Source organism: Sphaerisporangium corydalis, from assembly GCF_025506355.1.
Taxonomy (GTDB): Bacteria; Actinomycetota; Actinomycetes; order Streptosporangiales; family Streptosporangiaceae; genus Sphaerisporangium; species Sphaerisporangium corydalis.
Window position 1 is genome coordinate 20,109 of the sequence record NZ_JANZYP010000026.1, and the last position, 23,403, is coordinate 43,511.

Below are 23,403 nucleotides of genomic sequence, written 5' to 3' on the forward strand. Positions count from 1 at the left end.
CCGGGGTAGGTTTACCGCCCCGCCGGGGTTAACCCACCCCCGGGGCACCGGGGGGGGGCGGGGGGGTGCGCGCCCACGGCCACCAGATACGCCCGCACGGCGCCCTGCCCCCGTCCGTGGGCCAGCAGAGCGCGCAGCACGCTGCGGCCGAGTCCCCTGCGCCGCGCGGCGGGCATGGTGGCCATGCAGTAGATCCCCAGCGTGCCGTCCTGGAGCACCGAACGGCCCACGGCCACCGGCCGCCCGTCCTCCGCCACGGCCGCGTAGGCCGAGGGCGCCCCGCGGACGATCCGCGCGGCGGCGGCCCGGCCCCCGTCGCCGAACCGCCCGTCCACCGCCCACCACGCGTCCAGCCACGCCTCCGAGGGCATATCGGACACCTCCACCTCGTGGGCGGCGGGCCGGGGCTCCTCCTCTAGCGAGGCGACCATGTAGGCGGTCTCGTCCACCACGCGGTAGCCGCGCGCGGCCAGCGTCTCGTCCAGGCCCGGCGCAGCGCGCGGGCCCATGGAGAACACGCACGGCAGCCCCCGCCCGGCGTAGAACCCCTCGGCGGCCTCGATCGCCTTGTGAACATCGTCCGGTTCCGCCCAGGGAAGGACGGAGTTGGCGCGCTTGGTCACTCCGTCCGCGAAGCGCAGGACCCAGCCGCCGAGCGCCTCCTGGTACGGCGCCGGCCACGCCCGGTGGACAAGATCGTCGAAATCAAGATTCTCCCCGCTCACGCCGCGCAGACTAGCCGATCCGGCGCACCCGGCTGACCTGCGGGGAGGCTAGGATCGGTGGCCGTGCTGATCCTGCTGCCGCCGTCCGAGGGCAAGGCCGCCAAGGCCGCCGGGCCCGCCCTGGAACTCGGCGCGCTGAGCTTCCCCGCCCTGACCTCCGCGCGGGAGAAGACCCTCGACGCCCTCGAGGCGCTGCTCCGCGGGCCGGACGAGGCGGCACTGGCCGTGCTGGGCCTGACGCCCGGCCAGGCCGGCGAGCTCGGCACCGACCGCCGGCTGCGCACCGCCCCCGTCCTGCCGGCGGCGCGGCTCTACACCGGCGTCCTGTACGACAATCTCGGCCTGGCGACCATGGACAGGGCCGCGCGCCGCCGGGCGGATCGCTCGGTGATCGTGTTCTCGGGGCTGTGGGGCGCCCTGCGGCTCTCCGACCGCGTTCCGCCCTACCGGTTGTCCATGGGGGTGCGCCTGCCGCCCCTGGGGGGCCTGGCGGCCCACTGGCGCCCTCACCTGGCCGAGGTCCTGGACCCTCAGCGGGGGATGGTGGTCGATCTGCGGTCCTCGACGTACGCCCAGGCGTGGCGGCCGGGCTCGCGGGCCACGACGGTACGGGTGCTGCGGGAGGCCGCCGGGGTGCGCACGGTCGTCAGCCACATGGCCAAGGCCACCCGGGGCGCCGTCGCCCGCTCGCTCGTGGAGTCCGGCTCGGCCCCCCGGACCCCACGCGATCTCGCCGACCTGCTGTCCGGTCTCGGCCACCTCACCGAGCTCGGCCCCCCGCCCCGCGCGGGCGGCCCCTGGACGCTGGACGTCGTTATCCGCTCGTGATCACATTCAGCCGCGAGCAGGCCTTGGTGAACTCCCTCGCCGGATCGCCCAGGTGCGACCACGGCAGGGCGCTGAACCTGCCGTCGGTGCGCGACAGGTGGCCTCTGGCCGGGCGGCGCATGTCCGCCAGGTAGAACGCCGCGCCGAACGCGTTGTGCGCCTCGACCGCTCGCGGGTGGGGCCGCGCGCCTCGGGCCTCGTGCCACTGCCCGGCCGCCGCGGTGATCTCCCGCTGCACCTCGTAGGAGATCCAGGCGCGTGACCGTCCCGACCGCTCGCCCTCGACGTGCTCAAAGTAGGCGAGAGGGAGCAGCGCGGCCATGGGGTCGCCTGCGGGGGCCTGCCGGGCGGCGGTGCGGGCGAAGTCGAACATCTCCTGGCTCGTGCCGCCCCAGCCGGGCGACAGCGTGATCAGCCGGGCGACGCCGGAGGCGAACAGCGTGCGGTGGCGCCGCCAGGACTCCGCCCAGATGGAGTCCTTCTCCTCCCTCGGCCGGTCCATGCCCAGGGCCAGCCAGAGCAGGGACGCCCAGGGCGCCGGGTCGGCGGGCATGAGCTGGGCGGCCGTGAGCAACGGGCCGCGCGCGGCCTCCATCGCCCGGTGGAACACGCGCGTGCGGTCGGCCTGCACGGCCCGCGCGCGCACGTCGGGTTTGATCTCCCATGCCTCCTCGACGCGGGTGCGGCCGAGCCACAGCCACAGATCGGGGTTGACCCGATCGCGCGAGATGAGGGCCTCGATGCCGTCCGTGAGACCCACGGCGGCCCTGGACAACGCCTCGACCCGCAACGCGCGCACCTCGGGATCGCCCCGGGACGCGACGAGCGCGGGAATGGCGGGTTCGAGATAACCACGTCCCAGAGCGTCCACCGCATGGTCCAGCACGGTGTCCGCCCACGGACGGCTTGCGATCAGTCGTGGCCCCCGAGCACGCGCCCGATCCACTTCGATCACACCCATGGCGGGTGAGCCTAGAAGCCGTCAAGACTCCTGCCGCTACCGGGCCGTTACGGCTGCGTTAACGACGATCTCAGGCGGTACCCCGCCGGGCATGGCGAGGCCCCCGCCCGGTGGGGGCGGGGGCCGGCCGTCATCAGTCGAGGTAGTCGCGCAGGACCTGGGACCGCGACGGGTGGCGAAGCTTCGACATGGTCTTGGACTCGATCTGCCGGATGCGCTCCCGCGTCACCCCGTAGACCTTGCCGATCTCGTCGAGCGTCTTCGGCTGGCCGTCGGTGAGGCCGAACCGCATGGACACCACGCCCGCCTCGCGCTCCGACAGCGTGTCGAGCACGGAGTGGAGCTGCTCCTGGAGCAGGGTGAAGCTGACCGCGTCGGCCGGGACGATGGCCTCGGAGTCCTCGATCAGGTCGCCGAACTCGCTGTCACCCTCCTCGCCGAGGGGGGTGTGCAGGGAGATGGGCTCCCGGCCGTACTTCTGGACCTCGACGACCTTCTCGGGGGTCATGTCGAGCTCGCGCGCCAGCTCCTCGGGAGTCGGCTCGCGACCGAGATCCTGCAGCATCTGCCGCTGGACCCGGGCCAGCTTGTTGATCACTTCGACCATGTGGACCGGGATGCGGATGGTCCGCGCCTGGTCCGCCATGGCGCGGGTGATCGCCTGGCGGATCCACCACGTGGCGTAGGTGGAGAACTTGTAACCCTTGGTGTAGTCGAACTTCTCGACCGCGCGGATCAGGCCCAGGTTGCCCTCCTGGATCAGGTCCAGGAAGAGCATGCCGCGGCCGGTGTAGCGCTTGGCCAGCGAGACCACCAGGCGGAGGTTGGCCTCCAGCAGGTGGTTCTTGGCGCGGCGGCCGTCCTCGGCGATCCACTCGAGCTCGGCGCGCACGTCGACAGGGAGCCGCTCCCCGTCGTTGGCGAGCTGCTCCTCGGCGAACAGGCCCGCCTCGATGCGCTTGGCCAGCTCGACCTCCTGCTCGGCGTTGAGCAGCGGGACCTTGCCGATCTGCTTGAGGTAGTCCTTGACCGGGTCGGCGGTGGCACCGGCGGCGGCGACCTGCGCCACGGGCGCGTCGTCGTCGTCGTCGGAGAGGATCAGGACCTCGTCGTCGCTCTTGTCCTCGACGCCGGGCTTGGGCTCCTCCTCGACCTCGGCCTCGGGCTCCACCTCGACCTCGGGCTCGGCCTCGACGGCCTCCACCTCGACCTCGGGCTCCGCCTCGGCCTCGACGTCGATGTCGATGTCGATGTCCTCGAGTTCGAGGTCACCCTCGATATCGAGCTCCTCGTCATCATCGGAGGCGGCCTTGGGCTTGGTTTCGATCTTTGGCGATGGCGACGCGGGCACGGCGACCTCCGGCTTGGCCTTCTTGGCGAGGGCGGCAGGGGTTGCGACCTTGGCGGGAGCGCCAGGGGCTGGGACGGCCTTCTTCGCCGGCGCGGCCTTCTTGGCCACGGGCTTCTTGGCTACCGGCTTGTCGCCGGACGCCACGGCCTCGCCCCCGGCACCGCTCACCACGGCCGTGACGGTATCGGGCTGCTCCTTGGCCGCCGCGGTGGCGGTCTTGGTCTTCTTGACGGGGGCGGCGGTGCGACGCTTGGCCGGGCCACGAGATTTCTTGGGCGCCGCCGAGTCCGCGGCGGTCACCACGACGGTCACACCCTCCTTGCTGAGGTTCCGCAGGAACCCAGCGGCGTGCGACATCGGGATGTCCGCCTCCTCGAAGGCCTTGCGGACATCCTCAGACTCGAGGAAACCCTGCGAGCGCCCACGCTCGATGAGCCGCTGAATGACGGGCTCGTTCAGCTCAGACGGCTTCGAGCGAGTCGAACTTGCAGGCGACACGAACACCTCTCGAACGAACGCGTGGTGAGAATGGACCCAGGTGCCCGCTAGGGGCGCTTGCTTCTTTTCGGTGGTGGGCCGTGCGAACCGCGATGGACCTGCCCAGCATTCTGGCACGACCCCGCCGTCCATACGGCCGCCTCACGGCGGTTGCCCTCCACCCTAGGCCGACCTGAACAGTAGTGCGTACGGAAGCGGGTCACCGATACCCGAAAGCAACCCTTATGACTGTTTCATTCAGTCACTCTTTGTGGCGGCCGGGACGTGGACGGCGAGCACCGTGACGTCATCGTCCTGCTCATACCCTGCCAACATCCGATCGACAAGGAAGTCCAGCAACATATGCGGATTTCCGAGGACTTCAGGGGGTGCCTCGCCGACGACAGAACAAAGTTCCGCCAGCCCGGCGTCCAGGCCGCGCTTGCGGTTCTCCACCAGACCGTCCGAATACAGGACGGCGGTGTGGCCCGGCGGGACGCAGAACCGGAACTGCTTGCGGATCGTCGGCCAGCCGAGCGGCGTGCCGGGCTCGCCCTCCGACAGCACGCCCGTGCCCTGCGGCGACACCAGCAGGGGCGGGGGGTGGCCGGCCAGCGCGAGGGTGCCCTCGCCGGTGCCGGGCTCGACGACCATGTAGGCCAGGGTCGTGACCTGCTCCTCGTCCTCGGTGGCGTCGAAGACGCGGTCCAGGCCCGTGAGCACGGCCGCGGGCGGCGGGTTGGTCAGGGCCAGCGCGCGCATGGCGTTGCGGATGCGGCCCATGCCCGCCGCGGCCTTGACTCCCTTGCCCATGACGTCGCCGACGACGGCCGCCACCCGGGCGTCCTGCAGGACGAACGCGTCGTACCAGTCGCCGCCGACCTGGACGTGGCGGCTGCCCGAGCGGAAGCGCTGGGCGAGCACCAGGCCCGGGATCACCGGCAGCCGGTCGGGCAGCAGGCTGCGCTGGAGCGTCTCGGCCGTGCGGTGCTCACGCTCGAACAACGTCGCGCGCTCCACCGCCAGCGCGCACTGCCCGGCCAGGGCCTCCAGGAAGACCCCGTCCTCCTGCGAGATCTTCTGCGGGCGGGTGAAGGCGAACCGCAGCGCGCCGAGCGCGCGCCCGGCGGCCAGCAGCGGGAGCCCGACCCAGGCCCGCTCGTCGCTGTGGGACAGGAAGCCCGAGATCACCGCCTCGTCGCCGCCCGCCTCCATGAGCTGGGCGCGCAGGCTGTCGGGCGACTCGGCGAACACCGGCCTGCGGCTGTTGACCGCCATTGTCATGACGCTGGACTGCGAGAGCGGGATCTCCTCGCCGGCCGCTCCTGGCACGTCGGGCACCGAGCCGCTGTTGGTCAGCTTCAGCGCGGCGCGGTCGGTGTCCAGCAGGGCCACGGCCGACCTGTCGGCGGCCAGGGCGGTGCGGCCGACGTCGATGATGACCTGGACGACCTGCTCAACGGTGAGGGCCTCGGCGAGCATGGCGGTGGCGCCCTGGAGGCGGGCGGTGCGCAGGGCGGCGGCGCCGAGCTGGTCGGTCAGGCGCCCGCGCATCTCCTCGGCCTCGCGCTGCGGGGTGACGTCGCTGTTGGCGCCGACCCACTCGACGACCCGCCCGTGGCGGATGATCGGAACGGCGCGCACCTCGAAATGGCGGTAACCGCTTGCCCGGGTGCGCACCCGGTAGCTCCACTCGAACAGGGTGCGGCCGCGGAGCGCGTCGCGCCAGGCCTCGTCGGCGGCCGGGCGGTCGTCGGGGTGCACGGCCTCCAGCCAGCCGTAGGCGAGGTACTCCTCGAGGCTCTGGCCGGTGATGGCGCGCCACTGCGGGGCGTCCTCGATCACCGCGCCGGTGGGCGAGGTGATCCAGACGAGCTGCTGCTGCGACTCGACCAGCGAGCGGTAACGCTCCTCGCTGCGGCGCAGCTCCTCTTCGGTGACCTGGCGCTCGGTGACGTCGACGCCGAACATCGCGACCCCGGCGACCGACCCCTTGTCGCCGTGGATCGGGTAGAACGACAGGCTCCAGTGCCGCAGCTCGCCCGTGGTCGACATGCTGCGGTAGCGCTGGTCGCCGTTGGCGACCGCGCGGTGTTCCTCGACGACCCTGCGCAGCGCGGCGTCGATCAGCGCGGACAGGTCGGCGGCGAGGATCTCCGACGCCGTGTGGTCGACGTGCTCGTCGGCCGCGACCCCGCTGACGTCGGCGAAGATCTGGTTGACCCGCCGGAACCTCCCGGCCGTGTCGAAGAACGCGAAGGCGAAGGGCGCCTCGGCGAGCAGGCCCTGGAACAGGGCGGGGTCTGAGATGTCCACACCCGACTCCCGGGGACGGGGCACGGAGGTTTCGGCGCTCATGGTCGGCACCTCCGTCGCGTGCCAGGGTCTCCCACGAGGCACATCTCCATAACTTTGATTGGTAGCGCGGAACTGCACTACATCATCGGCGATGGGCACACGCGGACGGAAGCCCCGGCCGCGATGCGGTCAACGCATCCTGTCAAAAACGCGCCGCGGTACGCAGCAAGATCGACCGACTTTCTCGGCACCCGCCCTATGGTCTGCCCCGTCTGCGCCACCTCGGCCAAGCCTTCACCTTCCGCCGTGTCGGACCGGACATCATGCCTCGTGCCAGGGGGCACGGCCCGTCCGGAGCCGAACGCGCTTGGACCAGCTTCCCACAGGAGAGGCCGCGAGGTGCCGGATGTGCCCCTAACCCTTAGGGGTTGACACCTCCGGGATACAGGATGGAATGGGAACGCACGCTCCCCAGCGCACTGGTCCAGGGGAGGATCTCCCTTGGCACACCGGAGGATGGGAACGCTCATGCCTGCTGTAGCAACGCGTTTCACCGGGGGAACAGCCGACCCGCGCACATCCGGATCATGTGGGGCCCCGTCACGGGCCGCCCACGCACAAGAGCCCGTCAGCGCGAGGCTCTCCGACGAGTTCCTCACGGTTCCCGTCGCCACCGTCGACCGATGCGTCGAGGACGTACGGGCGTGCGCCGCCCACCTCGGCGTCGACGTCAGCACGGCCGTCGTCGAGCGCATCGCGCGCGAGCACCTCCTCGCCCGGGTGAACTCCGCCCCGCTCGTGGACCCGCCGGGCTAGCCCTGGTCAGCCAGGCGGCGGGGCCTTCTTCAGGCACGCGCGCGCGGCTCGGGCCGGCCGTGCGAACGGCCACCGCCCGGCCCCGCGCGCATGCTCCCGCGCGCCCGCGGCGGGAGGGTCTCCCCTGCCGTCTCCGGAGGACAGGCGTCCGGTCCTCCGGGTAACAGCGGGGTCACCAGGCGGCGTTCCGTGCACCGTTTGGGCCTGGAATGCGAGAAGGTAAGGGGCGTGAGCCGCCGACGACGACGAGACCCCCGGGGCACCCAGCCGCCGGACGACGTGTTCGCCGAGATGCTCCTGGCGGCCCGCGAGCTGCTCGCCGTGCGCACACCGCTGGACGCCGAGCTGATGGTCTCCGACATGCTGGGCGCGTGGTGGGGGCACCGCCTGCGGCGGGGCGACGTCGAGGAGTTCCTCGGCGAGGGCCTGGTCGACTACGCCGCCAAGGCCGGCACGCCCGCCGCGCTCACCCTGCTGATCGCCGTCGCCTACCTCGGCACCGCCAGGCAGGCCGCGAAGGCCGAGGGCGCCGCGCTGGCGCTGATGGAGTCCGACGTGGCCCGTCCGCGCTGGGCCGAGCGCGTTGGAGCGGTCAAACCCCGAGGCACCTACGTCTCCAGGGACGCCTACGGCGACCAGGACACCGTGATCTGCACCTTCGCCTACCGCGGCGTGCCCGACCCCGCCGCCCGCGCCGGATCGTCCGCCTCCGGGCAGGCCACGGTCGCGGTCCCCGGCCACCGCTCGGTCGCGGCCGGTCACGAGCGCGCCGCCGCCGCCAAGGCGGCCGACCCGTCCACGGCGGGCACGGCCGGGGCCGGCGCGGGGGTGCCGGGCGGGAGCGGTCCAGAAGAGGGCGCGCCGGTTCCGGAGGCGGCGGGCGCGGCCGTGGAGCCGTCCCCGGGCCCGCAGGCGCCGAGCGAGGACCCGCACGCCCTGGTGGTGATCGTCGACTACAACATGCGGGGCATGGCCCGCAACGCCTGGGTCTCCTCCCACGTCGACGAACTGCTGGAGAAGGCCGGGCTTGAGGCGGCGGGCAACCCCATGCTGCGCTTCGAGGAGATCGAGCCGAAGCAGGCCAGGGCGCTGCTGGAGTTCGCGATGAAGGCCACCACCGAGTCGCTCGGCCGCAAGTCGCCGAGGCTCGTCAGCGACAGCTACAGCGCCTACCACGCCTTCGCCAGGGCGCGCATCAAGGCGCTGCCGCCGGGCCGCAAGCGTCCCGCCCCGCTGTTCAGCGAGGCCCCCTACAGCAGGGACCGCCGGGCGATGCTCGCGGCGGAGTTCCTGGCCTCCGACGCGGCCGAGCACCTGTCCGACCCCTCGGCGGCGTCGCGGTGCGCCGACCACATCATCGACTACGGCTGCGACCAGGACTTCAACCGCCCGCTCCGGGTCAGCCCGACCAAGTGCGAGACGTTCCTGCTCGACTGGCTGCCGCGCAAGGTCCTGCTCGGCCCGGCCGAGCAGGACGCCATGCCCCACGTCATGCTGTCGTGGGTGCGCTTCGCCGCCCCGAAGACCGGCCTGCCCGAGGAGGGGCTGCGGGCTACGCTCGACGCGGTCTGGGAGGCCACGGGACGGTTCACCGAGGCCTACCGCGACCCGACGACGTTCGGGCTGGACCGCTCCCTGGTGGAGCGCCTGCTGCCCGACGGCGACCTGTCGGCCCTGGCCCGCCGGGCCTTCGCGTTCCCGTTCCTCGAGGGCACGCACGGCGACATCGACCTGGAGGCGCTCCACCCCGCCGAGGACGCCGACCGCCGCATCCTGCTGGAGATCGACCACGCCGCCGAGCGCGACCGGCCCGACTTCGCCGAGCACCTCGCCTGGCACGAGGAGATCGCCAAGCGGCTGTGGGACGGCGACCCCGAGCAGCTCTGGGAGGCGGCGCAGCGCCTGCTCGACCTCGGTCACGAGCGCCACGACGTGCTGCACGTGCTGATGGAGATCGCGGAGCGCATCGGCGACCATCCCGACGAACTGGCCGCCGCCCTCGACGACATCGCCGACATCCCGGACGAACCCCTCGAGGATCCGCCGGGCTGACGCCGCCGGGCGGACACACGGCGGCCCACGGACGAGCCCTGGCACCCCGGTCGAGCCCGGGGCGCCCGGTCAGCGGGTGTAGCCGATGTCGGCGTACCTCAGCGTGTAGAAGCCGGGCGGGCCGATGTTGGCGAGGCGGGACCGCACCCCCCAGTTCTGCGGGCGCTGGTAGAGCGGGAGCACGTTGACCTCGCGCCAGACCAGCTTGTCGGCCTCGTTGGCGTCGCCGCGCGCCCGCGCCGGGTTGAGGTCGGAGGACGCCCGCCGCATCGCCGCGTCGATGTCGGGCCCGCCCGACCTGCCGAAGTTCGCGTTCCACTGGAGCTTGCCGTCCGATCCCTTCACCCCGGCGGCGTAGGTGCCGTAGCTGCTGGAGACGGGGAACGGCGTGCCGATGTAGGAGAACGGCGCGATGTCGAAGTTGCCGGGGATGATGTATTTGGAGAAGAAGTCGTCGTTCGGCACGGACTGGATGGTCACCTTGACCCCGATCCGCGCGAGCATCGACTGGGCGATCTCGCCCTCCGCCTTGCTGAGCTGGAGGCCGGCGGGGATCACGAAGCGCACCTTCAGCTCCCTGCCGCCCTTGAAGCGGGTGGGGCTCGCGCGGTGCCAGCCCGCGGCGTCGAGCAGTTTCTCGGCCTTGGCCGGGTCGTACCGCCCGAGCCCGCCGGAGTTGTCCTGGTAGCCCGATTGGGTGTCCATGAAGAAGTGGTTGTTCAGCAATGTGCTGTTCCAGTTGAGGCCCTGGAGGTCGGATCGCGTGATCGCCTTCCGGTCGAGGCCGAGGACGATGGCCTGGCGGACCCGGACGTCGGACAGCGCGGGGCTCTCGCCGTTGAAGGTGAAGTGCCGGAAGTCGGGGCCGGCGGCCTGCCGGATCACCCCGTCCTTGGCGTTCGCGGCCCGCGCGTAGTCGGGCGCGGACGGCCCGATGTCGAAGACGTCCAGCTCGCCGTTGGTGAAGGCCCCGACCAGGCCGCCGGAGTCCATCGACCGGTAAATGATCTTGTCCAGCTTGGCCCTGGCGCCCCACCAGGCGTCGTCGCGGACGAGCGTGGTGGTCTTGGCGGTCTGGTCGAACGAGCCGAACTTGAACGGGCCGGCCGTCACGGGGACGCGGTTCAGCCAGCCGGTGTTGAAGGTGTCCGGCGTGGCGTTGGTCGACTTCGGATACAGCGGCCAGAACAACGACTGCCATTCGGCGAACGGGCTGGCGAAGGTGACCTGCACCTCGTAGTCGTCCCGGCCGCGGGTGACGCTCGCGATGTCCTGGTATCCGGTGGTCGCGGCGACGTGGAAGTCGGGGTTGCGCCCGTTCAGCGCCTTCCACTGGGCCGCGTAGTCCTGCCAGGTGATCGGCCTGCCGTCCGACCAGCGGGCCCGGCGGTTCAGGGTGTAGGTCACGACCTGGCGGGGGACGGTCGCGGTCACCCTGGCGTCGGTCACGTAGTCGGTGTTCGGGGTGGGGGCGGCCTGCTCGTCGGAGCGGAAGGCGGCCGGCATCAGGGCGTCGACGACCTTCTTGACCTCGGCGAGGTTGCCGTCGACGTGGTTGAGGTTCCACTGCGTCGGAAACTCGGTGAGCCCCCAGCGGAGCACGCCGCCCTCGACGACGCGGTCGCGGGGCGTGAGGTGGATGTCGAAGGCCTTGACGGCCGCCGGGACCTTCCCCACCGTCGTCTCGTCCCCGCTCCGGCCACCGCACGCGGTCAGCACGAGCGACACCGCGACGACGGCGGCGGCCGCCGGCCGGCCGTTCCGGAACACGGTCACGTTTCCTCCCTGGATCGGGTCCTCGTACGGCGCCGCCCGCTAGACGACGCCGGGCTCCTCCGCGTGATGGCAGGCCACCGCGTGGTCGCCCTCCAGCGGGCGCACCTCGGGCTCCTCCTGGACGCAGCGCGCGCGTGCCGCGTCGGCGAGGATCCTGAACTTCGGGCAGCGGGTGCGGAACCGGCAGCCCGAAGGGGGGTTCGCGGGGCTCGGGAGGTCGCCCTCCAGCAGGATGCGGCGGCGCTCCCGCTCCTTGCCGGGGTCGGGGATCGGCACGGCCGACAGCAGGGCCTGGGTGTAGGGGTGGGCCGGCGCCTCGTACACCAGGCCGGTCCCGCCGATCTCGGCGATCCGGCCGAGGTACATCACCGCGACGCGGTCGGCGATGTGCCGGACCACGGCGAGGTCGTGCGCCACGAACAGGTAGGACAGGCCGAGCCGCCGCCCGAGGTCCTCCAGCAGGTTGATCACCCCGGCCTGGACGGAGGTGTCGAGCGCGGACACCGGTTCGTCGAGCACGAGCAGCCGGGGTTCCAGGGCCAGGGCCCGGGCGATGGCGACGCGCTGGCGCTGGCCGCCGGAGAAGTCGCGAGGGTGGCGGGCGGCGTCGGACTCCTCCAGCCCGACGAGCCCGAGCAGCCGGCGCACCCTCGGCCCGGTGTCGCGGCCGCCGTGCGCGGTCAGGGGCTCGGCCACGATGTCGTGCACGGTCATCCGAGGGTCGAGCGAGGCGAGCGGGTCCTGGAACACGACCTGCAGGTCCCGCCGCACGGCCATCCGCTCGCGCGGGGACAGGGTCGCGGTGTCGCGCCCGAACACCGCGACGCGGCCCCGCTGGGGGCGTGCGAGCTCCAGGATCTCCATGAGCGCGGTCGTCTTGCCGCAGCCGGACTCCCCCACCAGGCCGAGCGTCTCGCCCTCGCGGATGTCGAAGCCGATGCCGTCGACGGCGTGGACCGTGCCGACGCGGCGCCGGAAGACCGCGCCGCGGGTCAGGGGGTGGTGCTTGACCAGGTCGTCGACCTCCAGCACCACGGCCCTCCGCTCGCGCGGCGGCCGCGGGGAGGACGCCGGGACGGCGCCGCCGGTCTCGCGGCCGCCGTACGCCAGGGCCGGGCCGCCGGGTTCGCGGGCGTCGTACGCCAGGGCCGGGCCGCCGGATTCGCGGGCGTCGTACGCCAGGGCCGGGCCGCCGGGTTCGCGGGAGCGCAGGCAGGCCGCGTGGTGGCCGGGGGCGACCGGGAGCAGGGCGGGCTCGGCGGCGGCGCACTCGGGGATCGCCACGGGGCAGCGGGGCTCGAACGGGCAGCCGGGCGGCAGGGCGGCCGGGGAGGGCGGGCCGCCCTCGATCGGGACGAGCGGCACGTCCTTGCCGGTGTCGACGCGGGGCACCGACCGGAGCAGGCCGATCGTGTACGGCATGCGGGGGCGGTGGAAGACGTCGCGCACGGCGCCGGACTCGACCGCCAGCCCCGCGTACATGACCAGGACGCGGTCGGCGAATCCCGCCACCACCCCGAGGTCGTGGGTGATCAGCACGATCGCCGCGCCGGTCTCGCACTGGGCCTTCTTGAGCACTTCGAGGACCTGGGCCTGGATGGTGACGTCGAGCGCCGTGGTCGGCTCGTCGCAGATGATGACGTCGGGGTCGTTGGCGATCGCCATGGCGATCATCGCGCGCTGCCGCATGCCACCGGAGAACTCGTGCGGAAAGGCACGCGCGCGCCGGCGGGGATGCGGGATGCCGACCAGGTCGAGCAGCTCCACCGCCCGCTCGGCCGCCCGCCCCCGGCCCACCCGCTGGTGGACGCGCACGGCCTCGGCGATCTGGTCCCCGACGCGGTAGACGGGGGTCATCGCCGACAGCGGGTCCTGGAAGACCATGGAGATCGACTTGCCGCGGAAGGCGGCCAGCTCGCGGTCGGAGGCGCCGACCAGCTCGTGGCCGTGCAGGCGCGCCGAGCCGGCGACCCTGGCGTGCCTGGGCAGCAGGCCCATCACCGCCAGGGAGGTGACCGACTTGCCGGCGCCGGACTCGCCGACGACGCCGAGCACCTCGCCCGCCTCGACGGAGTAGCTGACCCCGCGCACCACCCGGACGTCGCCGAAACGCACCTCCAGGCCGGTCACCGCGAGCACCGGGGCGCTCACGGCCCCCTCCTGGCGCCGGGGTCGAAGGCGTCGCGCAGGGAGTCGCCGATCAGGTTGACGGCGAGGATCACGACGATCAGCGCCCCGGCGGCGAACCAGAACGTCCAGGGCGCGTACAGGGCGGTCCTCGCGCCGTCGGCGATCAGGCCGCCGAGCGACACGTCGGGCGGCTGGATGCCGAATCCGAAGTACGACAGGCTGGTCTCGGTGAGGATCGCGGCGCTGACGTTGAGGGTGGCGTCCACGATCAGCAGGGAGGCGAGGTTCGGGATGACGTGCCGGAAGATGATGGCCGAGGACGGCACGCCCATGAAGCGCGCGGCCGTGACGTACTCCCGTTCCTTGATCGCCCTGGTCATGCCACGGACGATCTTCGAGGTGACCATCCACAGGAACAGCGCCATCATGATCACGAACAGCAGCCACCGGCCGCCGGTGAACAGCGGGGACATGATGGCCAGGATCAGGAACGCCGGCAGGACCAGCAGCAGGTCGGCGACCCACATGAGCGTGCGGTCGGTCCATCCCAGGTAGTAGCCGGCGAAGGACCCGGCGACGGCCGCGACGCCGGTGGACAGCACCGCGACGAGCAGGCCCACCAGCAGCGACCTGCGCGCCCCGCGCAGCGTCACGGCGAACACGTCGGAGCCGGTCTGCAGCGTCCCGAACCAGTGGTCGGCCGAGGGCGGGCGCATGAACGCCGAGAAGTCCAGCTCGGTGGCGGACCAGCGGCCGAGCAGCGGCCCGGCGAACGCCAGCAGGAACATGGACGCCAGCAGCCCGAAGCCGAGCCGCCCCTGCCGGGTGCCGAAGAAGCGGGCGGCCACCACCCGTCCCCGTGACGGCACGCGGACGCGCCCGGGCGCCGCCCGGACCCCGGCCGTCTCCTCCCTCGGCGGCGTCAGCACTCAGCCCACCCGGACCCTCGGGTCGAGGACGGCGTGCAGCAGGTCCGAGGCCAGGGAGGCGAGCAGCACGGCGAGCGCCGCGAAGCACGCGATCGCCGCGACGGTGTTGACGTCGTTGGTGCGGATGGAGGCGACGAGCTCCTCGCCCATGCCGTGCCAGCCGAAGACCGATTCGGTGATGGTCGCGCCGACCAGCAGCGAGCCGAACGTGAACGCGAAGTAGGTGACGGCGGGGATGAGGGCGGTGCGCAGGCCGTGCTTGACCAGCGCGGTGCGCCGCCGCAACCCCTTGGCCATGGCGGTGCGGATGAAGTCGGCGTCGAGCACGTCGAGCATCATGTTGCGCTGGTAACGGCTGTAGACGGCGACCTGGCCGAGCGCGAGCGACACCGTGGGCAACGCCAGATGCTTGGCCCGGTCGAGCAGCCCCGCCCCGGCGCCGCCCGCGAGCCCGGGGGTGACCTCCCCGCTCACGAGGAAGATCTGGGCGCCCAGGCGGTCGTTGAGCCAGATCGCGCCGATGATCAGCATGTTCGCCAGCACGACCGTGGGAATCGCGAGGACGACGAAGGCGGCGACGGTGGACAGCCGGTCGAACCACCCGTACTGCCCCACCGCGGCCAGGGCCCCGAGCAGGACCCCGCCCACGCTGCCGAGCACCACCCCGAGCAGGATCAGCCGAGAGGTGACGCCGAGGCGGCGCGCGAGGTCGTCGTTGACCCGGTCGCCGTTCCAGGTGCGGCCGAAGTCGCCGCGCACCGCCGCCCCGGCCCAGGTGAGGTAGCGCTCGAACAGCGGGGTGCGGTCGTTGAGGTTGAGCCGCGAGAGCCGGGCGTCGACCACCGCCGCGGGCGGGCGCGGGTTGCGGCCCTCGTAGTTGGACCGGGGGTCGAGGGCGGTGGCGGCCAGCATGTACGCCAGGCTCGTGGCCACGGCGATCAACACCACGTAGTTGACCAGCCGGCGGAGCAGGAATCCCGCCATCTCCACCCTTCCGCCGATTGCCGCGTGCCGGATCGCGCACCGCGAGGGCCGTTCCCTCGGTGCCCATCCTGCTACACGCCGTAACCATCCGGTGACAAGAAAGCCGTCAAACGGACCAGGTGTCGGTGGCGGGGCCGCGCGTCAGCGGTCGGCGAGCTCGTCGACGGCGGTGCGCACGTCGTCGCTGGTGATCGTGGTGAGCTCCTCGGCGCTGGCGGTGGTGCCGCCCTGCCCGGCGAGCCGCACGTCGCGCCCGAGCGCGGCGCGCTCGAACAGCGAGCGGGCGAAGCGGCCGTTGCCCAGGTCGTCGATCAGGCCCTCGGCGCAGACCCAGGAGAACACGTCGGTGACGTCGCGCTTGGCGGAGGCGTCGAACCGGTCGCCCGAGCGCTCGGCGAGCTGGACCGCGATCTCGGTCAGCTCGGCGGGGCTGTAGGAGGGGAACGAGACGCGCTGGTCGAACCGGCTGGCCAGGCCGGGGTTGGTGGCCAGCAGGCGCTCCATCTCGCCGGCGTACCCGGCGAGGATGATCACGAGGCGGTCCCGGTCGTCCTCGGCCCGCTTGAGCAGGGTCTGCACGGCCTCGGCGCCGAAGGCGTCCCCTCCCTGGTAGCCGCTGTTGACCAGGCTGTAGGCCTCGTCGATGAACAGCACGCCGCCGAGCGCCCGGTCGACCAGCTCGTTGGTCTTGATGGCCGTGGCGCCGAGGTGCTGGCCGACGAGGTCGGCCCTGGACCCCTCGACCACGTCGGGACGCGACAACAGCCCGAGCGCGGCGAAGATGCGGCCGAGCACGCGGGCCACCGTCGTCTTGCCGGTGCCCGGCGGCCCGACGAAGACAAAGTGCCGCATCTGCGGCGGCGCGGGCAGCCCCTGCTCCTGGCGCATCCGCGCGACGCGGAGCTGGGCCGCTATCGCGCGGACCTGGCGCTTGACCGGTTCCAGCCCGGCCATGCGGTCGAGGTCGGCCAGGGCGTCCGCGAGGCTCGGGGTGGCCTGGTAGCCGCGGAACCTCGCGGTGATCTCGTAGAACGCCTTGGTGAGGTCGGCGGTGGTGGTGGTGACGAGGTCCTCACGGCTCGGCGACCCGCCGGCGCCCACCACGCGCACGTCGCGGGCCTGGGCGGCCGCCTCGACCAGGCTGCGGGCGAACCGGGCGTTGCCCAGCTCGTCGATGAGACCGCGCCGGTGCACGTCCTCGAACAGGCCGAGCAGCACCGGTGGGGCGTCCGCCGAGAGCCGCTCGCCCCGGCGGGCGCGCAGCAGTTCGGTGATGCGCAGCAGCTCGGGCGGCGAGTAGGCGGGGAACTTGACGCGGGTGGAGAAGCGCGAGGCCAGGCCGGGGTTGGAGGTGAGGAAGGAGGCCATCTCCTTCTCGTAGCCGGCCAGGATGATGACCAGCCGCTCGCGGTCGTCCTCGGCCCGCTTCAGCAACGTCTGCACGGCCTCGGCGCCGAACCTGTCCGGCTGTCCCTCCCCGGAGTTGATCAGGCTGTACGCCTCGTCGACGAACAGCACGCCGCCGAGCGCGCGGTCGATCAGCTCGTTGGTCTTGATGGCGGTGGCGCCGAGGTACTCGCCGACCAGGTCGGCCCGCTGCGCCTCCACGACGTAGGGGCTCTCCAGCAGGCCGAACGCGTAGAAGATCTTGGCGACCGTGCGCGCCACCGAGGTCTTGCCGGTGCCGGGCGGCCCGACGAAGACGAAGTGGCGCATCGGCTGGTCGGTGGAGTAGCCGGCCTCGGCGCGCAGGCGGGACGCCTCGATCGAGGCCGCGATCGAGCGCACCTGTTCCTTCACCGGGTCCAGGCCGATCATGCTCTCCAGCTCGCCGAGCGCCTCCTCCACCGAGATCGGCGGGGGCGCGGCGCGCTCGGCCGGGCGGTCGCGGTCGCCGCCGCCGTCCCTGACCCGCTGGCGGGCCTGCGCGGCGGGCGTCTCGGCCGGCGCGGCCGTGAACCGGCGCCGCGCCTGCCCTGCCTGGACCAGGCGGTACACCAGGACGGCCGCCGCCGCGCCGTAGGCCGCCCAGACGGCGGCGTACGAGGAGAAGGTGGCCACGGCGAAGGTCAGCATGGCCGCCGCGCCGAGGGCCGAGAGCGTGGTCACCCACGGGGTCACCCACCTGATGAGGTGGGCGGCGACGCCGACCAGCACCCCGAGCAGGATGAAGATCGTGGGCAGCGCGGAGTGCGGCTGCACGTAGGAGCCCATGACGACCATCACAGACGACCACGCCACCACGACCAGCACGGTCGCGGCGGCGCGGGGGAAGCGCAGCGTCAGCTCGGCGAAGCCTAGAAGTAAGAGAGTTGTGACGAACGTCGAGAACAGCGACCAGCCGAAGACGACGGCGAGGACGAGCGCGCCGATGAGGACGGCGGCGAACACGGCCCGTCTCGCGCCACGGGAAAGCTGGAAATAGCGCAGCCGGACGTGCTCGAACGCATCACGGGCCGCGGCGCGCCCCGCCGGCCGGGCCCTGTCGGAGTCCCGCATTTTGCCTCCCCGGTCGCTTCCCGGTTATACCGCACCGGGGCCTGAAGCGCGCGTCCCCGGCCGCGTGCCTCGCGGGACGTGCCGCGAGACCGCCGCGCGGCGGCGGGGGCCGGGGTGGTGCGGGAGGGGATCGGGCGAGGTCAGGGGCGTCTGGGGGAGGTGCGGGCCTCGTGGCGTCCGGGGTACTCGCCGACGTGGACGTGCTTGGGCGTCACCCGCAGCACGTTGTCCTCCGCGTCGGCGACGGCGATCCCCCGGACCTCGGCCCAGAAGCGCCTTTCGATCGGGTCGGCGACGAAGACGGCCACCCTCGGGTCGCGCTCGGCCGCGGCCCACGCGTCGTCGGCGGCGATCAGGCGCAGCTCTCCCGACCTGCTCACCGAGGTCACGGCGCCGACGGCGAGCGTGCGGGGCCCGACGGCGTCGGTGTAGGAGAGCACGACGCTGCGCGAGTAGGTGAAGGCGCGCCGCACCTCGGGGCTGAGGCCGACCGACGGGCTCACCTCGCCCGGCAGCCGGGGACCGCACCCTTCGCACATGACCAGCGAGGCCCGCCACGGGCCGGCGGAGCCGCGCCACCAGGCCCGGGCCGCGCGCGCCATGAACGCCAGGACCACCACCAGCAGCGCGCCGGCCACCGTCCACCACGCCCGCTCGCCGACGCGCGGGTCCAGGCCCAGCGCGGGCACGGCGCCGGCCGTGACCAGCGCGGCGGCGGCCACCACCAAAAACGCCGCCGCCACCGCCAGCCACAGGTCGGCGCGCAGGACCCGGCGCGCGCGCAGGCCGCCCCGGTCGCGCACGTACAGCATCGCCACCGGGACGCACACCCCCGCGAGCGCGGCGCGCCGCTCGCCGGCCACCAGCGGGAGCACGGCGATGAGCGCCACCAGGAACCACAGGCGGGCGGCGACGATCCACAGCGTCACCCCGGTGTCGCGGCGGCCGACGCTCTCGGGCGGCACCGCGGTGAACTCGGCGAGCGCCCGCAGGGGCCTGCCCTGCCACGCCTCGGCGAACACGCGCAGGACCAGCACGGCGATCCCGTTGAAGAGCACCAGGCCGAGGAGCCCGGCCCAGAACCCGCCGAGGACGTCGTCCCAGCGGACGATCCCGAGCGCCGGGGCGGCGGAGACCAGGGGAAGCGCCTCGGCCCCGAGCGACCAGGACGGCATGGTGACCAGGGCCACGACGTAGGCGACGACGACCAGCAGCGCGACCGACACCGCGACGCTGAGCCACAGGTCGCGCGCGAGCATGCCCGGCACGTACGTCCACACCGGGACCGCGCGGGCCTGGCGCAGGGTGACCGCGAGGACCAGCACCAGGACGGCGGCGCCGCCGATCCGCGCCTCGGCGCGCAGGTCGTACCAGAAGGCCAGGACGGTGACGACGGCCAGGGAGAGCGCCAGCAGCACGCGTACCTGGCGGCTCCAGACTTCGAGGGCGCGGCGGGCGCGGCCGGTCTCGCGGGGGTCGACCGTCCAGGTCGGGTCGTGGTGGTCGCGGGATCGTTCCCAGCGCAGGAACGTCAGGCCGAGGTTGACGCGGGCGCCGGGGTGGTCCTCGTCCCTGCGCAGGGCGGCGCGGTAGGCCTGGGCGGCCTGCTCGTGGTCGCCGCGCAGCAGGGCGAGGTCACCGATGAGGACGTGCGGGTCGGGCTGTTCTGGGGCGAAGCGGACGGCGTGCTGCGCCTGGGCCCACGAGTCGCGCCACCGGCCGGGGAGGCCGCGGAGCACCGAGCCGAGCCTCAGCCGCGCGGCCCAGGAGCCGGGTGCGAGCCGGACGGCGTCCTGGGCCGCGACGACCGCCTCGGAGTCGCGGCCGAGGCGTTCGAGGGCGAGACTCACCAGCCGATGGCCCCATTCGCCGCCGGGATCGCGTTCGACCGCCTCTCCGGCGGCCTCCAGCGCCCCCTCCGGCTGGTCGCGCGCCAGTCTCGCGACGGCGACCACACACCACGCCCGGGGATCGGAGCGGTCTCGCGGGGGTGGCACCGGGGAGGGATCTGGCTCGCTGGTGTTCCCCACGCCGTCATGGTCTGTTGCGGATCACCGATTGCATAGATGTCGGACATATACCTATAGCTCTCTAGAGAGGTCGGCATCGCCCCAGCGTGACCACGCTCCCCAGGGGCCCCGGGAGACCTCGCGGCGGGCCCGCGCGAAGGCGGTTGCCCCAACCCGCTGAACATTCATCGGGGATGGCCTAGGCTGCCACGCATGTTCAGCAGGCCAAGCCCCTTTGAGTAGCCGATGACCCTTTTGGGCACTCGGCCGGGCGCCCGTGCCGGCGACACGCCCCCAGGCCGCCAGGCGAACCGGTGGTCGGTGCTCGCGCTGCTCTGCTCCAGCCTGCTGCTGATCGCCGTGGACGCCACCGTCCTGCACATCGCCGTGCCCGCGCTCACCGCCGCTCTGGAGCCGTCGGCCGTCGAGCTGCTGTGGATCATCGACGTCTACTCGCTCGTCGTGGCCCCCCTGCTGGTCACCTTCGGCACGCTCGGCGACAGGTACGGCAAGCGGCGCTTCGTCCTGGCCGGGTACGTCGTCTTCGGGGTCGCCTCGCTGTCAGCGGCCTTCGCCGGCAGCCCGCCGGCCCTCATCGCCTCGCGCGCCCTCCTCGGCGTCGGCGGGGCGATGATCATGCCCGCCACGCTGTCGATCATCCGGCAGGTCTTCACCGACCGCCGTGAGCGCGCGGTCGCCCTCGGCGTCTGGAGCGCGGTCGCGGCCGGCGGCGCCGCCGTCGGCCCGCTGGTCGGCGGTGTCCTGGTCGAGCACTTCTGGTGGGGCGCGGTCTTCCTGATCAACGTCCCGCTGCTCGTCGTGGCGCTCCCGGTGGCCATGCGCCTGCTGCCCGACTCGCGCGGCGACACCACCCACAGGTGGGACGCGCCGAGCGCGGTGCTGTCCACCCTCGGCATCCTGTTCCTGGCCTTCGGCCTGAAGGAGGCGGGCCACGGCGCGACGCTCGGGTCGCGCCCGGCGCTGGCCGTCCTGCTGACCGGCGCCGGCCTGCTCGTCTGGTTCACCGCCCGCCAGCGGCGGCTCGCCCACCCCCTGCTCGACGTCGGCCTGTTCGCCCGGCGCGGCTTCGCCATCGGCGTGGTGTGCGTGCTGCTGGCGGTCTTCGCGCTGGTCGGCCTGGAGCTGATGCTCGCCCAGTACCTCCAGCTCGTCCTCGGCGACAGCCCGCTGCGCGCCGGGGTGCGCATGCTGCCGCTGATGGTCGCCGCCATCGCGGGCGGCCTGTCCGCGGCCTGGCTGCTGCGGCGCCTCGGGCTGCGCGCGACCATGGCGGGCGGTCTGGCCCTGGCCGGGCTGTCCCTGGCGCCGACCGCCGCCTGGGGCGCCGAGCAGCACCCCCTGATGCTGTGCCTGTGCTTCGCGGGCATCGGCTTCGGCGTCGAGGTCGCGCTGCTCGCCGCCTCCGACACGATCATGGCGTCGGTGCCCGAGTCGCGGGCCGGCGGAGCCGCCGCCATCGAGGAGACGGCCTACGAGCTGGGCGCCGGGCTCGGCGTGGCCGTGCTCGGCACGATCACCACCATCGTGTACGCCCCGTCGGTGGGCGCCGTGGCCGGCATCGGGGCCGGGGCGATGGGGCAGGCGCGGGAGTCGCTCGCCTCCGCCGCGCACGTCGCCGGCGTGGTGGGCGGGCCGGCCGGCGACGCCCTGATGGACTCCGCGCGCGCCGCGTTCGTCACGGCCCTGCACTCTGCCGTGCTGGTCAGCGTCGCGCTCCTGGCCCTCACCGCGCTGGCCGCCGGCCTGCTGCTGCCGCGGCGCGACACCGGGCAGGCGGCCGAATCCGAACGGCTCGGCGTCCATCCGGACGGCGCGCCCGCCACCACGAGTGCATGACGTGAGCGATACAGGGCAATTGTCTGTGCAAGGCAGACCGACCCCGAAAGAATGGCTACCGTGAGACGAACCTTTACGGATCTCGCTTCGCTGGCCGCCCGGCTGGGCGTCGGCGGGATCTTCTTCGCCAACGGCTGGCACAAGCTCGAGTTCGGGCTGACCGCGACGAGCGAGCAGTTCGCGAAGATGGGCGCCCCCGGGCCGGGCATCTGGGCCCCCACCACCATGCTGGTCGAGCTCATCGGAGGGGCCCTGCTGGTCGCGGGCCTGGCCGTGCCCGCCTGCGGGCTCATCCTGTTCGCCGAGGCGCTGGCGGTGTTCACCCTGGTGAGCGGGGACACCGGCCTGCCGCTGACCGGCGGCGACATCAACCTCATCGTCGCGCTCGGCGCCGCGTCGGTGCTGCTGGCCGTCGTCGGGGCCGGCCGCCTGTCGATCGACCACCTCGTGGTGATCCGGCGCCGGGAGGCCGACGCCGCCGACGAGATGGCCGCCGACGCGGAGGCGGACGACGTCATCTCCTCCTGGCGCGAGACCACGCGCACGACCCCCGCGTCCCCGGACACCGGGTCCAAGGACGCCGCTCCCAAGGACGCCGTACGCGACGCGGACGGCACCAGCGCGAAGGGCCCGGTCACCTTCCCGCAGAAGAAGGCGGAAGCCGAAGAGACGGCCGAGGTCACCGCGCCGCGCAAGACGACCCGCCCGCGCCGGCCGTCCAAGCCCTCGGACGAACCGGAGGGCACCGCCACGCGGTCGCCGATGGACGCGCCGCCCGTGCCCGCCGACAAGCGCGACCGCCTCGTGGCCGGCGGGCGCAAGACCACCGCACCCGACGCCGAATAGCCCGGGCGCGGCACCCCGGCGGTCCCGGGCACGGCCGCCGCCCGCTCACTCTCCGTGCCCGGATTCCGGCCTTGAAGATCCGTCCCAGGGCGCACGACACCCTCGAACCGACAACTTAATTTGTCTTGACAATCAGCACGCTCGGTGGAAACGTGGAAAGCGTATTCGGCGGACGGCCGCACGAAAGGCGGTTCGCGGAACACGGCGGGCGATCCACCAGGGACCGCCCGGGCGACTCACGAGGAGGCTTCATGCGGAAGGTTATCGTGTCCTTGTTCGCGACGCTCGATGGCTACGCCACCGGCCCGAATGAGACGATGAATTGGGTAACCGACAATTTCGGGGAGGACACGGCAAAATACGCACATGACCAGCTCTTCGCCTCAGACCTCCTCATTCTCGGCCGGGTGACGTACGACATCATGGCGGGCTCCTGGCCGACCATGTCGGACGACGTCGGTTTCGCGGACCGGATGAACGGCCTGCCGAAGGTGGTCTTTTCCAGAACGCTGAAAGAGCCGCTCTCCTGGAACAACGCGACCGTCGCCGAGCACGAGGTCTCCGAGGAAATCCGCCGGCTGAGGAAAGAGCCCGGCCAGGACATCCTCGTTTACGGCAGCCTCTCCATCGTCCGGGAACTGATGCGGCTCGGCCTGGTCGACCGCTTCCGCCTGTGGCTGCATCCCGTCACCCTGGGTGACAGCGGGCTGAGCCCGATCTTCGACGGGTACGACACGGGCGACCTCAAGCTCATGGACTCCACGGTCCTGTCCTCGGGCGTCGTGATCCTCGACTACGAGCCGGTCACCACCGCCGGCTGACCGGCGGCCGGCAGGTACGGCGCGAGCGGCCCTCAGGGTGAGGG

Annotated in this window: 16 protein-coding genes; 6 read left to right on the forward strand and 10 right to left on the reverse strand. The window is 72.8% G+C overall.

Annotation, left to right across the window (positions count from 1 at the left end):
* Nucleotides 1-11 precede the first annotated feature (11 nt).
* Nucleotides 12-725: a GNAT family N-acetyltransferase gene (locus tag NYZ98_RS19190; RefSeq protein ID WP_262844191.1), complete on the reverse strand. Its 714-nt coding sequence runs from the start codon at nt 723-725 to the stop codon at nt 12-14.
* Between the two features lie 63 nt (nt 726-788).
* On the opposite strand from NYZ98_RS19190, the gene yaaA reads away from it, so the two are divergent.
* The gene (yaaA, locus tag NYZ98_RS19195; RefSeq protein ID WP_262844249.1) at nt 789-1,553 is read left to right on the forward strand and encodes a peroxide stress protein YaaA; all 765 of its coding nucleotides are present in this window, start codon (nt 789-791) and stop codon (nt 1,551-1,553) included.
* Here the strand turns inward: yaaA and NYZ98_RS19200 are convergent.
* The 3 genes from NYZ98_RS19200 to NYZ98_RS19210 form a co-directional block, all read right to left on the reverse strand.
* A complete protein-coding gene (locus tag NYZ98_RS19200) occupies nt 1,540-2,424 on the reverse strand; it encodes a hypothetical protein (RefSeq protein ID WP_262844192.1) in 885 nt (294 codons plus the stop codon). The genes yaaA and NYZ98_RS19200 overlap by 14 nt on opposite strands.
* 223 nt (nt 2,425-2,647) lie before the next feature.
* Nucleotides 2,648-4,363: an RNA polymerase sigma factor gene (locus tag NYZ98_RS19205; RefSeq protein WP_262844193.1), complete on the reverse strand. Its 1,716-nt coding sequence runs from the start codon at nt 4,361-4,363 to the stop codon at nt 2,648-2,650.
* Between the two features lie 237 nt (nt 4,364-4,600).
* Nucleotides 4,601-6,700 carry a SpoIIE family protein phosphatase gene (locus NYZ98_RS19210; protein WP_262844194.1) on the reverse strand — a complete coding sequence of 700 codons (2,100 nt, stop codon included), beginning with the start codon at nt 6,698-6,700 and terminating at the stop codon, nt 4,601-4,603.
* Nucleotides 6,701-7,168: 468 nt separating this feature from the next.
* Here NYZ98_RS19210 and NYZ98_RS19215 point away from each other — a divergent pair, with 468 nt between their 5' ends.
* Together NYZ98_RS19215 and NYZ98_RS19220 are read left to right on the forward strand one after the other, a co-directional pair.
* A complete protein-coding gene (locus NYZ98_RS19215) occupies nt 7,169-7,456 on the forward strand; it encodes a hypothetical protein (protein ID WP_262844195.1) in 288 nt (95 codons plus the stop codon).
* A 291-nt stretch (nt 7,457-7,747) separates the two neighbouring features.
* Complete coding sequence (locus tag NYZ98_RS19220) at nt 7,748-9,508, forward strand: hypothetical protein (RefSeq protein ID WP_262844250.1); 1,761 nt, start codon at nt 7,748-7,750, stop codon at nt 9,506-9,508.
* Between the two features lie 69 nt (nt 9,509-9,577).
* Here NYZ98_RS19220 and NYZ98_RS19225 read toward each other — a convergent pair whose 3' ends face one another.
* The 6 genes from NYZ98_RS19225 to NYZ98_RS19250 form a co-directional block, all read right to left on the reverse strand.
* Nucleotides 9,578-11,284 carry an ABC transporter family substrate-binding protein gene (locus NYZ98_RS19225; protein ID WP_262844196.1) on the reverse strand — a complete coding sequence of 569 codons (1,707 nt, stop codon included), beginning with the start codon at nt 11,282-11,284 and terminating at the stop codon, nt 9,578-9,580.
* 39 nt (nt 11,285-11,323) lie between these two features.
* Nucleotides 11,324-13,435 carry a dipeptide ABC transporter ATP-binding protein gene (locus NYZ98_RS19230; protein ID WP_262844197.1) on the reverse strand — a complete coding sequence of 704 codons (2,112 nt, stop codon included), beginning with the start codon at nt 13,433-13,435 and terminating at the stop codon, nt 11,324-11,326.
* Entirely contained in the window at nt 13,432-14,340 is a 909-nt protein-coding gene (locus NYZ98_RS19235) for an ABC transporter permease (protein WP_262844251.1), read from the reverse strand. Before NYZ98_RS19235 ends, NYZ98_RS19230 begins: the two co-directional genes overlap by 4 nt.
* A 3-nt stretch (nt 14,341-14,343) precedes the next feature.
* Complete coding sequence (locus NYZ98_RS19240; RefSeq protein ID WP_262844198.1) at nt 14,344-15,327, reverse strand: ABC transporter permease; 984 nt, start codon at nt 15,325-15,327, stop codon at nt 14,344-14,346.
* 141 nt (nt 15,328-15,468) lie between these two features.
* Nucleotides 15,469-17,826, reverse strand: a complete 2,358-nt coding sequence (locus NYZ98_RS19245) for an AAA family ATPase (protein ID WP_262844199.1) — start codon at nt 17,824-17,826, stop codon at nt 15,469-15,471.
* A gap of 140 nt (nt 17,827-17,966) precedes the next feature.
* Nucleotides 17,967-19,781 (reverse strand): CHAT domain-containing protein, encoded by a 1,815-nt coding sequence (locus NYZ98_RS19250; RefSeq protein WP_262844200.1) that lies wholly within the window; start codon nt 19,779-19,781, stop codon nt 17,967-17,969.
* 300 nt (nt 19,782-20,081) lie between these two features.
* On the opposite strand from NYZ98_RS19250, the gene NYZ98_RS19255 reads away from it, so the two are divergent.
* From NYZ98_RS19255 to NYZ98_RS19265, 3 genes are all read left to right on the forward strand, one after another.
* Nucleotides 20,082-21,692, forward strand: coding sequence for an MFS transporter (locus tag NYZ98_RS19255; RefSeq protein WP_262844201.1), 1,611 nt, complete (start codon nt 20,082-20,084; stop codon nt 21,690-21,692).
* A gap of 60 nt (nt 21,693-21,752) precedes the next feature.
* A complete protein-coding gene (locus NYZ98_RS19260; RefSeq protein WP_262844202.1) occupies nt 21,753-22,538 on the forward strand; it encodes a DoxX family protein in 786 nt (261 codons plus the stop codon).
* A gap of 251 nt (nt 22,539-22,789) precedes the next feature.
* Nucleotides 22,790-23,359 (forward strand): dihydrofolate reductase family protein, encoded by a 570-nt coding sequence (locus NYZ98_RS19265; protein ID WP_262844203.1) that lies wholly within the window; start codon nt 22,790-22,792, stop codon nt 23,357-23,359.
* Nucleotides 23,360-23,403: the final 44 nt, after the last annotated feature.

Excerpts from the sequence above, each read along its gene's own strand:
- NYZ98_RS19255 (WP_262844201.1), top strand. The coding sequence starts at position 20,082 with ATGACCCTTTTGGGCACTCGGCCGGGCGCCCGTGCCGGCGACACGCCC.
- NYZ98_RS19265 (WP_262844203.1), top strand. The coding sequence starts at position 22,790 with ATGCGGAAGGTTATCGTGTCCTTGTTCGCGACGCTCGATGGCTACGCC.
- NYZ98_RS19240 (WP_262844198.1), bottom strand. The coding sequence starts at position 15,327 with ATGGCGGGATTCCTGCTCCGCCGGCTGGTCAACTACGTGGTGTTGATC.
- NYZ98_RS19215 (WP_262844195.1), top strand. The coding sequence starts at position 7,169 with ATGCCTGCTGTAGCAACGCGTTTCACCGGGGGAACAGCCGACCCGCGC.
- NYZ98_RS19220 (WP_262844250.1), top strand. The coding sequence starts at position 7,748 with ATGCTCCTGGCGGCCCGCGAGCTGCTCGCCGTGCGCACACCGCTGGAC.
- NYZ98_RS19245 (WP_262844199.1), bottom strand. The coding sequence starts at position 17,826 with ATGCGGGACTCCGACAGGGCCCGGCCGGCGGGGCGCGCCGCGGCCCGT.
- NYZ98_RS19210 (WP_262844194.1), bottom strand. The coding sequence starts at position 6,700 with ATGAGCGCCGAAACCTCCGTGCCCCGTCCCCGGGAGTCGGGTGTGGAC.